This window comes from Bryobacter aggregatus MPL3 (assembly GCF_000702445.1).
Lineage (GTDB): Bacteria > Acidobacteriota > Terriglobia > Bryobacterales > Bryobacteraceae > Bryobacter > Bryobacter aggregatus.
Map to the genome: position 1 here is coordinate 3314667 of NZ_JNIF01000003.1, position 10526 is coordinate 3325192.

The 10526-nt window shown below is 57.6% G+C and carries 9 protein-coding genes; 2 read left to right on the plus strand and 7 right to left on the minus strand.

Going from position 1 to position 10526, the window contains the following annotated elements:
* Nucleotides 1-27: 27 nt before the first annotated feature.
* The 4 genes from M017_RS0115405 to hemQ all read right to left on the minus strand — a co-directional run bounded on the left by M017_RS0115405 (nt 28) and on the right by hemQ (nt 5831).
* The gene (locus M017_RS0115405) at nt 28-3609 is read right to left on the minus strand and encodes a TonB-dependent receptor (protein WP_155121432.1); all 3582 of its coding nucleotides are present in this window, start codon (nt 3607-3609) and stop codon (nt 28-30) included.
* Nucleotides 3610-3679: 70 nt separating this feature from the next.
* A complete protein-coding gene (locus M017_RS0115410) occupies nt 3680-4096 on the minus strand; it encodes a hypothetical protein (RefSeq protein ID WP_031499024.1) in 417 nt (138 codons plus the stop codon).
* Complete coding sequence (locus M017_RS0115415; protein WP_031499025.1) at nt 4093-5028, minus strand: hypothetical protein; 936 nt, start codon at nt 5026-5028, stop codon at nt 4093-4095. Before M017_RS0115415 ends, M017_RS0115410 begins: the two co-directional genes overlap by 4 nt.
* The gene (gene hemQ / locus M017_RS0115420; protein ID WP_031499026.1) at nt 5025-5831 is read right to left on the minus strand and encodes a hydrogen peroxide-dependent heme synthase; all 807 of its coding nucleotides are present in this window, start codon (nt 5829-5831) and stop codon (nt 5025-5027) included. Before hemQ ends, M017_RS0115415 begins: the two co-directional genes overlap by 4 nt.
* A gap of 9 nt (nt 5832-5840) precedes the next feature.
* On the opposite strand from hemQ, the gene M017_RS0115425 reads away from it, so the two are divergent.
* A complete protein-coding gene (locus tag M017_RS0115425; protein WP_051670162.1) occupies nt 5841-6749 on the plus strand; it encodes a DMT family transporter in 909 nt (302 codons plus the stop codon).
* Here M017_RS0115425 and M017_RS0115430 read toward each other — a convergent pair.
* On the minus strand, nt 6746-7603 hold the full coding sequence (locus tag M017_RS0115430) for a universal stress protein (RefSeq protein WP_162179941.1): 858 nt from the start codon (nt 7601-7603) through the stop codon (nt 6746-6748). The genes M017_RS0115425 and M017_RS0115430 overlap by 4 nt on opposite strands.
* 91 nt (nt 7604-7694) lie before the next feature.
* Here M017_RS0115430 and M017_RS0115435 point away from each other — a divergent pair, with 91 nt between their 5' ends.
* Nucleotides 7695-8003 (plus strand): ComEA family DNA-binding protein, encoded by a 309-nt coding sequence (locus M017_RS0115435; protein ID WP_031499029.1) that lies wholly within the window; start codon nt 7695-7697, stop codon nt 8001-8003.
* A 4-nt stretch (nt 8004-8007) separates the two neighbouring features.
* On the opposite strand, the gene M017_RS0115440 is transcribed toward M017_RS0115435, so the two are convergent.
* Together M017_RS0115440 and M017_RS0115445 are read right to left on the minus strand one after the other, a co-directional pair.
* Nucleotides 8008-9261, minus strand: coding sequence for a M20 metallopeptidase family protein (locus M017_RS0115440; protein ID WP_031499030.1), 1254 nt, complete (start codon nt 9259-9261; stop codon nt 8008-8010).
* Entirely contained in the window at nt 9261-10523 is a 1263-nt protein-coding gene (locus M017_RS0115445; RefSeq protein WP_051670164.1) for a M20 metallopeptidase family protein, read from the minus strand. The genes M017_RS0115440 and M017_RS0115445 overlap by 1 nt, the downstream gene beginning before the upstream one ends.
* Nucleotides 10524-10526: the final 3 nt, after the last annotated feature.

Below are 10526 nucleotides of genomic sequence, written 5' to 3' on the forward strand. Positions count from 1 at the left end.
CCTTTTGCTGTGCTAAGTCAGCATGGGTTAAAAGTACAGCTTGAGACCAAGCTGCAATTGACGGGGAGTGTTCAGCAAATCACTAGACGACGTGAGTTGTCCAAACTGTGCGGACTGGATCTGCAAGTTGCCGGTGCCGAAGCGCTGGCGATTGAAGACGTTGAAGGCTTCCGCCCGGAAGTCGAGACGAATACTTTCCGTAAAGACAAAGGACTTGGCTACCGAGATGTTCTCATTCAGATTGGCCATCTGGCGGAACTTCGGGTTGTAACGGGTGGAATTGCCAAAGTTCTGCGTGGTGCCCGCATACATGGTTCCATTTTGGCTTGGAAAGAAGGATGCAGGCTGGACGAAGCGATCCACCGACGGATCAAAGTTGCTGCTCGCTTGTGTGCCGCGCCAGTTGTCATAGGTAGAGATGGTGGCGCGATTGGCGCCGGCGAACAGGACGCTGGGGGTGCCAACGGAGGTGCTCACGCGAAGCGGTTGGCCGCTGGCGTAATAACCGATGCCGCTGATGCGCCATCCGCCCAATGCCGTTGCCGAGAAGCCCCGATTCATCCACTTCTTTCCCTTACCAAAGGGAAGCTCATAGATTGACGAGAACTTCACGTTGTGTGTGACGTCGTACTGGCCAATCGATTTCTCGAGGCCGCGATTGTATTGGTCCATGGCCGAGACACCCGGCCCCCAGTAAGAATCGGAATCGGTCAAGAGCTTTGAGAACACATACGATGCGTTCACGGTCAAGCCATTGCTCGAACGCTTCTCAAAGCGAATAATCCCGGCATGATAGGTGGAGTGTCCGCTATGATCGCCGCCACCGTTATAGGTGTCGATGCTGTTGTACTGCGGAAAGGGGCGGAGTGCGCGGCCTACGGTCGCGCCAGTTCCCCACCAGCCGTCCTGTGCCGGACCGCTGCTGTTGGTGAAGTTCGGGTAAGGGGACTTCACGCCGCTTGCGATGCCAGCCGGGGAGTTGACCAGGCTGTTCAGCGTCGCAAAGCCATACTGTGTGAGGTAGCGTGGATCCACCTGATTGATATTCAACAACTGGGACTGCAGATGGGATCCGGCGCTTGCATTGTAGGAGACCTCAATCAAGCTGCCTGCATTGAGCTGACGCTGGATCGAGAGATTCCAGGCGTTGATCTCGGGAAGCTTGGTTGCTTCCTTGCCCTGCCACCATGGAATATTGTCTTTGTTGGCAAAGGATGGATCGATGAAGGGCGGAATCGGGTAGCTCGGGAAACCATCTTTCAGGATCATGTTCGGCTGAACACCGTTGGTCCCGTTGCTGGGCACACTGTAGGTCTGCGTAAAACCGCGTTGGTGTGTCGATCCAGATACGGTGGTCACCGCGCTGAAGGTGCGACCGCCAGACATGCGAATCACGGTCTTGTCATTCAACTGATAAGCGAATCCTAAGCGCGGGCCAAACCCGCCATAGGAACCGTCTGCGAGTGTCCGGGTTCCTTCACGGCCTGGACCTTTGCCTGCGTAAATCAATGCTCCAGGAATGTTCCCTGCTCGTGGATTCAGGACCGTGGGTGAGAAGTCACTCCACATGTCATTCAGCCCCGTCGGAGGGAGTTGTACTTCCCAACGAAGTCCATAGTTCACTGTGAGCTTGCGGTTGACGCGCCAGTCGTCTTGGATGTAACCGGCATAGTAAGGCCATTGCTGTCCGATAAATCGGATGGTATCGATGGAGCCGCCATTCGCGTATCCGAGCAGGAAGGAGGCAAAGCTGGCTCCGCCGAGGTTCGGATCGTTTCCGTTCGGCACACCCGTATTCTGATAGCTGAAGCTGGCGCAGCCGGAGATGCACTGCCGCCCAAAACCGTTGTAGTGGCTGATCTGCATCATGCCGCCGATCTTGATCGTATGCGCGTTCTTCACCCAGGTGAAGTCGTTGTTATACGAGTAGATTGTATTCTCGCTACCGTTGTTGGCCGGGCCGCCCCAGGAGGACAGATCGCTAAAGCTCAAGTTCAGCAGGTTCTGGCCGCAGTCGGGGACATTGGCGAGGCAGACTTTGTCCTTCCAGTTGATGCCGCTCTTGATCGTGGCCTGTGGCGGATCATGATTCTCGCGCCAGTTGTTGGCGCCGGCATAGAAATGATTCAGCATCGTCGGGCTGAGGGTCCAATCCCAGCTCATCCGATAGACATCGCTATTGCGTTGCGTATCGTTGTAGGTGGTGTAGTTGCCGGGCAACGTCGCCGGACCATTGGCCCCAGGAACTTCAGCCGCACGGTTATAACCGTAGTAGCCCGAAATGCGATGCTTCTCGTTAAAGACGTGGTCGCCTTTCGCGCTGAACTTCGTATTTGGCGTCAAGGCCGAGCCGTTCGCGATGAAGTAGTTGTTTCTGACATAAGCAATCGTTCCTGGCCGGGCTCCGTTATTCGGGAGAATGGGCGAACCGTAGGCGGAAAGTGCATTCTTTGCAATTGGGTCAAACAGTGCTGCTGGAACCTTGTTGTTCGGAAATGGCGTCCGCGTATAGGTGCCATCGGCATTTCTCACCTGTGAAGTGGGATCGTAGATGGGCACTTGGACAACCTGCCCCGCCGTGTTGGTGGTGACCCAGTTCGAGAAATCGCCGCCGTACATTTCTGAGGTCGGGACTGTATTGGTGACTCCTGTTGCTCCGACGCGATTCCGGAACGCTTCGTAGTTCACAAAGAAGAAGGTCTTATCGGTACCGTTGTAGACCTTCGGAATACGCACCGGCCCACCGAGGCTGGCACCGTAATCATTCTGCTTGTAGATCGGCTTCGCGATGCCCTGGCGATTGTTGAACCAGTTGTTCGCATCAAAGGCGTTGTTCCGTAGGAACTCATACACGGAGCCATGGAACTGATTGGTGCCGCTCTTCGATACGAAGTTCATCACGCCGCCGCCGGCGTGTCCGTACTCTGCCTTAAATCCATTCGTATCCACCGAGAATTCAGTGAGCGCTTCGACAGATGGCGCGTTCACTGCAACCCAGCTCTGGCTGAGTGCGCGCGTCGTATTGGCTGAAACTCCATCCAGATTCGTACCATAGCTGGCGGCCTGTCCGCCGCCCAGAATAAACCCATTGTCCCCGCCGAGCTGCTTGGCTTCGGGGGTCGTGGTGGCAAGGTCAAAAGGACTTCGTAGGGTGCCACCGACAACGAGGGGCAACTCGTCCACCATCTTGTTGGTGACGTTTGTAGAAGATTTTGCGCTATCGACGGAAAGCTGCAGGCCGCTGGCCTGAATCTCAATTGCGGTTCCCGTCGAACCGACTTCGAGCGTCACGTCCGCTCGGACAGAGGAGGCTGAATTCAAAATCAAACCATTGACCACCGCTGGACGAAACCCCTTGGCCTCCACTCGAACCGTGTAGGTTCCCACGGAAAGACTCGGTGCGGTGAAATCTCCGGTCTGCCCAGTGGCGACGGTCACGACGGTGTTATTGGCTGTATTGGTGACGGTGACTTTGGCATCGGGAACGATAGCACCTGAGCTATCTTTTACCGAGCCGACGATAGTTCCACGTTCCGATTGACAGTACGCGGGGGTGAGAGAGAGGAGTGTTACAGCAAGGGGCAGTAAGGCCCTCAGAAGTTTTGACATACGTGCGATCCCCGTAAGGAATTTGAGGAAATCATATAAGTGATCACCAATATGCGCAACGGTACGGATATTAAATTTCTATGGAGGCAGTGGCCCGCGCAAAGGCAATGCGCAGGGCAAGCGGCTCAAGCGGAACCAGGACTCCGGCGGCTCTGAGCTTCCCATTGGAGGTGGGAGTGAACTGCTTCGGGTCCCAGTATTGACGGAAGCGAGGACCCGGAAACCAAGTTAAGTCCTTTGTTTCTGGAGGATGCTGCACTCGCCATACAATATGGACACGCAACTTGGTCCGCTGAAATTCCTGCACGATATGCAGGAGTTGATCGAGATCCGAAGGCCGGATGTCAGATTCTATCGTATAGATTAAAGATTCTTCTTGAATCGGTTTTTCCAGGATGGTGAGACCATCTTGCTCCACCGGAGTGAGCCCAGGTTGGGGTGTACAGGAAGCGACCAGGAAGAAGAGCAGGAGAGCGGGAAGTCTCACGCGCGCAGACGAGCCTCAAATTCCCGCTTATAGAGCTCCAATCGCTGTGGTTTGAGAAAGCGATAACGTGGGTCGCCGAGTTCGGCGAATTCGCTACGGGCTTCGTCCTTGCGCTTCGAGTCCAACAGAATATTGGCGACCTCGCGGCGGTAGAGATGATTGGTGGGGAACTCGCCTGCGAGCGCGCGCATGATGGCGAGGGCGCTCTTGGGACGATCCTCCCGGCGGTCGACCAGTGCGAGCAAGACCTGCGCTTCTACCTTGGCGCGCAGACCTTTTGCGGCCACCATGCGCAGGCCATTGAGGCCTTTCTCCCGGTCTCCGCTGAACCCAACCAGAAATCCAAGTGCTTTCAAATAGATGGGGAGATTTCCGACCACGTACTCGTGGATGCTGGGCACCAGCATCGCGTCAATGAGCGTTTTGTCCTTCTCGAGGGCCTGGGTATGGAGGGTACGTGCCTCTCCTCCGGTCTTCAACGCGGCGCGCCACTCTTTGTCCACGAGAAGCGCAAGATTCGCCCGGTTCGTGTAGGCTTCGCCAAGGGTATAGAGTGCTTCGGCGCTGTTTGGATTTTTGGCGATGCGGGCGCGCGAGATCGATTCCGCTTTGCTGAGTGCTGCAAGAAAACGGGACCGGTCGCTGGTAGACATCGCCACCTTGGGCTTGTGGAGGTAGTCCGAAACGCTCAGGGCGACAGCGCCGTCGAGCGCGTCCGCCCGGAATAGGGTGCGGAAGAGCAACGCAGACGCGAGAAAGTTATGCGAATCGCCATCGGCCTCTGGCTCCAGGCTCTGCGCCTCGAAAACCTCGATCGCTCGATCGTAATCGAGATTGTAGAGGCTATGGAAGCCAGGCGTGTGGCGGTAATCTTCGGCCGCGGGCGCGGCGAAGGCTGCCAAACCGGTTGCCAGGAAAGCGCGTCTCCTCATATGGTTAAGAGTGTTTTCAACCTTTCATGGTTGCAGCGAATTCCAAGATAGAAAGTGCCGAACTTGGCGTAGATGGCGCTCACCGGGTCAAAGCGCATTTCATAGATGAGTTTCTTGAAGACGAGCGCGTCGTCGGAGAACAGATCGACCCCCCACTCCCAATCGTCGAAGCCAATCGAGCCGCTGATGATCTGCTTGACCTCTCCGGCATAGCGGCGTCCGATCATGCCGTGTTCGTGCATCAGGCGGGCCCGCTCCTCGAGCGGCAACATGTACCAGTTCTTCGCTTCGCCGCGCAGCCGGTCCATCGGGTAGAAGCAGCAATATTGGAAGGGCGGAATTTCGGGATAGATGCGCGGGGCCATCGCCACCTTCTGGCGCTCAATGGTTTCTGCGACCCCTTCCTTCCAGCCCGGACCGTTCGGTGCGATCCCTTTTTCGAGCAATCCGCCGTAGACCTTGGCCGTGCTTTCATAGAGCCCCAGTTCGACAATGCTGACGTAGGAACTGGTCTGCTGGCAATAGTCCCAGATGCGGAGTTTCCGGATCGCCCACTCGGTCTCGCCCAGTTCTTCGAATCCGGCGCGGAAGTGCACCAGCATAAAGTCTGCTTTGTGCCCAAACATACTGAAAAGGCCTGTTCCGGCGCCCATGCCTTCGAGGGTGCTGGTCAGTTCGTCGATCAACTCGTTGCGCGTTTCCTGGGTCAGGCCGCGCCATGCGCTCCAGGAGATCTGAAACATCTGGTGAAGTACCGCCGAGCCTTCGAGGGTAAGGGGTAAAGGCGGTAGTGGGAAACTCATAGTTTGATTATGACAATCGCGTTGGGGGATGAGGATGGACAAAGAAGATTATGGTTGGGTTCGTTGTTTGCGGCACTCGGGGCACTGGGCTTTGCCGCCAAAGCAATTCTGATCAAACTCGCCTATCGCATTGCGCCCATTGATTCGACCACCATCCTGGCATTGCGGGTGCTGCTGTCGGTTCCAGCCTTTTTATTGATGGCTTGGCATGGTGGGGGCGATTCGCTCTCGAGGCGCGATAAGTGGATGCTTGTCTGGCTCGGCTTCACTGGCTATTACCTGGCGAGCTTCTTCGATTTCTGGGGGCTCCAATTCGTGACCGCCGCTCTGGAACGCCTGATTCTCTTCACCTATCCCGGGCTCGTCCTGCTCTTCAATGCGCTGATCTACAAAAAGAAAATCGGGCTCAAAGAGTATGGGGCTCTATTGCTCTCGTGGCTGGGGATCGGCCTAGTCTTCTCCCACGATATCGCTTCGAGCCCGCAGCCCGACGCGGTCTGGAAAGGCGCGGGGCTGGTATTTTTGTCTTCGATCACTTATGCGCTCTACCTGATCGGCAGTAGCCAGGTGATCCATCGCATCGGAACCGTACGCCTCACCGGGATTGTGGTCTCGGTGGCGGCGGGCTTCATCGTCGCGCACTTTTCGTTGACGCACCCGCTTGGCGATCTGATCCAACCCACGCCGATCTACTGGCTCGCGTTGGCGCTGGCGATCTTTTCCACGATTCTTCCGATCTACTTCACCTCGGAAGGGATCAAACGTCTCGGTGCGAATCGCGTTTCCATCGTGGCGTCGATCGGGCCGGTGTTTACGATCTGGCTTGGCTATCTTTTTCTAAACGAACCCGTCAGCGCCACCCAGCTTTCGGGCACTGGGCTGGTGCTGGCGGGTGTTTTGCTGGTTTCGATGCGCTAGACGCTGAGGATCGGAACTCCGCTCTCCCGAATGATTGCGAGAGTCTGTGTGCGGAGCGCGGCGAACCCCGAAGAAGTGCTGCGGCCAATGACGACGACGTCCGCTTTGGCGCGACGGGCCAGCGAGGCGACGGTCTTGCCGGGATCGCCTGTTTCGACCATGGTCTCTACACCGGGCAGATCGCGCGTGAGTTCGTTCAAGCGTTGTTGGATGGCTGCCTCAAAGTGCAGCTCGTGCGCGGCTTCAAAGCTGCCGCCGACATGGCTCGTCAGGCCCGTGACGGCGTGAATCACAACGAGTTTGGCGCGCAGCGCGGTGGCCAGTTCCTGGGCCTGTGCGATGACACGGGGCGAACTGCTGCTCAGATCCACTGCGGCTGCCACCGTATCGAATGGAATGTCCTCCAGCTTGGGTTTCTCCATATGCGCGCCTGTGAACACAGGGCAGAGCGATTCGTTCAACACCTTCGAGGTCACGCTGCCCAGAAGGAAGCGGCGGAAGGGTCCGTAGCCGTGGGTGGGCAGAACGATCCAATCCACCTGGCGCTCCGCGGCATAAGAAACGATTCGTTCGCTCGGAAAGCCTTCGAGAATCACTCGTTCGACGGGAAGGTCGTCAAGTTCTTCGAGGGCTGTCGTGTTCAGTTTTTCTCTGCCGAGCCGGAGGCGGGTGGAGGCAATTTCATCGATAATCTGACCTCCTGCTTCAAGAACAGCGGATTCGTAGTCCGGGGGCGGGACTACGTGCAACATGATCGTCTCAAATGGGATCTTGCGGTGCAGCTGCTCGATATAATGCGCTGCGGCCTTATCGCGAGGCGAGAAGTCGACGGGGAGTAAAACTCGCTTGATCATGCCTTCACCATATCGCATGGCGCAAAGTAAGGCAGATGAAAACTCCGCAATCTTTCTTCATCCCGGCGATGGCTTCGCGTACAATCGGCGCATGCGCTTGATTGCTCGCACACTGACGATTGCCGCCCTTGCCGCGGCGATGATCTTTGCCCAGGACGCAAAGAAGATGGCTTCCAAGGCCGCCGATAAAATGGCGCCGAAGGCAACGGAACTGCTTGACCTCAACACGGCTTCGAAGGCGCAGCTTGAGGCTCTGCCTGGGATTGGCCCGAAGTATGCCGAGGCCATCACCAAGGGCCGGCCTTTTGCCCGCAAGGACGAACTGGTCACGAAGAAAGTGGTGCCCGACGCAACTTACGCGAAGATCAAGGATCTTGTCATCGCCAAGCAGGCAAAGTAGCTTGCTACTTTCGGCTTAAGTAATCCACCAGAATCGCGGCGGCGGTCTTTACGCCAACCGGCAGTGCGGCTTCATCGATATCGAAGTCGGCTGTGTGAAGACCGCTGACGATCCCTCTTGCTTCGTTCCGAATCCCCAACCACATCATTACGCCTGGAATCTGTTTCTGGAAGAGGCTGAAATCTTCCGCGCCCATCTGCGGCGCCACCTGCAGCACATTCGATTTTCCCAGCACACGCTCCAGGCTGGGCAGTGTCGCCTTGGTGAGATCCTCAGGGTTGGTCGTCACCGGATAAGCGGGCGTTTGCCAGGAATAGTCGGCCGTTGCGCCCATGATGCTGGTGCAGCCTTGCAGGGTCTGTTTGACATAGCTGCGGTAGGCCTCGCGAGTCTGCTCGTTGAAGGTGCGCAGCGTGCCTTCCATCTTGACGGTGTCGGCGATGATGTTGCCGCGGTCGCCGCCGTGGATGGTGCCAATCGTCAGCACGCTCGGCTCCACCGTATTGATCCGCCGGCTGTGGATGGTCTGCAGCATGTTGATGCATTGCGCCGCCGTCACCACCGCATCGGTGCCCAACTGCGGCGAGGCGCCATGGGCTTTTTGTCCCTTGATGGTGATGTCGACGGAATCGACACTGGCCAGAAAAGGCCCCACCGTGTAGCCCACTTTGCCTGCATCGAGCAGCGGAGAGGCATGGTAGGCGAAGATCGCCGAGGGCTTCGGATTCTCCAGCGCGCCCTGCTCAATCATCAGTTGCGCGCCAAAAGAAGCAACGTTTGAGACGCCTTCCTCAGCGGGCTGAAAGATGATTTTCACCGTGCCGGGGAGTTGATCGCGCAGCTTCACCAGCACCTCGGCCAAGCCGAGCGCAACGGTGATCACGCCGTCGTGGCCGCAGGCATGCTTGACGCCCGCGTTCCGGCTCTTATAGGGGACATCGAACTTTGATTCATCAATGGGTAGCGCGTCGATATCGGTGCGCCAGGCCACCACCGGGCCGGGCTTCTTGCCTCGGATCACGGCGACCACGCCATGCCCGGCAACATCCGTACGGATCTCGTCTACCTTTAATTCCCGCAGGCGGTCAGCAATGAACTTGCCTGTTCTGATTTCCTGATTCGAGAGTTCGGGGTGCATGTGGAGTTCCCGGCGGGTGTCCACCAGTTTCTGCTCGATCGCCGCTACTTCTTTCGCGACGATTGTGTCGAGGGACTGCGCGGCAAGAGAGCTCGCCAGGAGAAAGAGAAGAGATTTCATTACTTCGCTGCCTTGTCGAGGTATGCAAACAGAAGGCCGACGCCGGCCTTGACGCCAATCGGCAGTGAGTCTTCGTCAATGTCGAATTCCGCGGTGTGGTTGCCCGCGGTGATGCCTTTGGCCAAGTTACTGGAGCCCAGATTGAACATGACGCCGGGGACAATGCGCTGGAACTCGCTGAAGTCCTCGCCGCCCATGCCTGGTTCCTGCTGCTTCACATGCGCGGCTCCAACCACGCGCTGGATGGCGGGGAGAACGCGACGGGCGAGTTCGGGGTTGTTCTGCATCGACATGTAGCCCTTGCGGTAATCGAGCTTGTAAGTGGCTCCCATGGCGGAGGTACAGCCTTCGAGGGTCTGCTTGATAAAGTCCTGGTATTGCTGCTGCGACTTGTCGCTATAGGTGCGCACCGTGCCAGTTAAGTTGACCGTCTCAGCGATGATGTTGCGGCGCTCGCCGCCGTCGATGGTGCCGATGGTCAGCACGCTCGGGTCACGAGTGTTGATCCTGCGGCTATGGATGCTCTGCAGCGCGACGATGCACTGGCTGGCCACGGCAATCGAATCGATGCCTTGGTACGGATAGGCTCCGTGCGAGCGTTTGCCCGTGATGGCGATGCGAATCTCGTCAGAAGCCGCACTGGCCGCGTTGTCCGTCCAGGCAATGTCCCCCACCTGCAGATGCGACGCCATGTGGAAGGCAAAAATCGCTTCGGGCGCCGGGTTCTTCATCACCCCTTCCTGGATCATCATCTTTGCGCCCCACACCGGTACATTCGGAGCTTTCTCCTCGGCGGGCTGGAAGATGAACTTGATCGTGCCCGGCACTTCCTCGCGCATCTTCATCAGTACTTCAGCCATGCCCAATCCGATGGCAACATGCGCGTCGTGGCCGCAAGCATGTTTCACGCCCTTGACCGTGCTCTTGTAGGGAAGATTCATCGCGCTCTCGTCGATGGGCAGCGCGTCCATGTCGGCGCGCCAAGCCACCACCGGACCGGGCTTGCCGCCCTTGAGCACCGCCACCACGCCGTGGCCCGCGATTCCTGTCTGCACTTCGGTGTAGCCGATGGCGCGCAGGCGGTCGGCAATCATCTTGCCGGTACGGACTTCCTGATTCGACAATTCCGGGTGCATGTGCAGGTCCCGGCGGCATTCCACCAGTTGCTTTCGCATCCGATCGGTGAGTTCGGCGATGCGTGTGTCGCGCGTCTGCGACCAGGCGGCGAGGGTGCTCAGCCCGAACCACCACAAGGCTTTCATATC